This is a genomic window from Herbaspirillum sp. RV1423, from assembly GCF_000577615.1.
In the GTDB taxonomy this organism is placed as follows: Bacteria; Pseudomonadota; Gammaproteobacteria; order Burkholderiales; family Burkholderiaceae_D; genus Herbaspirillum.
In genome coordinates this window covers 1-424 of sequence record NZ_CBXX010000097.1, presented here as the reverse complement: position 1 = coordinate 424, position 424 = coordinate 1, and the positions used below count along the sequence as shown (strand labels likewise).

General features: G+C 56.8%; 1 protein-coding gene. It reads right to left on the bottom strand.

The genetic code is table 11. The annotated features are described in order from the left end of the window. Positions 1-424, bottom strand: a 424-nt coding sequence (locus RV1423_RS28255) for a transposase (RefSeq protein WP_034303988.1), incomplete at both ends; no start/stop codon positions are given.

Genomic DNA, 424 nt, shown 5'->3' with positions numbered 1-424 from the left:
CTTTGAAGTAACCACGATCAGCAACGACTGTCAGCGATGTAGCGCCAGTCGCGGCTTGCGCTTGCCGGCTCATTGAGTGCAGTTGATCCCGGTCGCTCCCGATGTTGGTCACCTCGTGCGCCACAATCAGATGATGCTTGGCGTCGACCGCCGTTTGCACGTTATAGCCGACGATGCCTGTACCACGCGTCTTCATTGAGCGTGCATCGGGATCGGTCTGGGAGACTTGTTGATCCGGCGCTTGCTTGAGTTTTAATTTGATGTCTTCCAGCTCGCGCATCTGTGCCTTGAGCGCCACGATATTCTCATGCAGTCGCGCTGTCGTGAGTTGCTTGCGTTCCGGCTCTTGGCGATCCGCCGTGTCGAGTGCGCTCAGATAGCGGTCGATACTCGCTGCAATCTCTTCCATGCGCCGTTGCAGTTT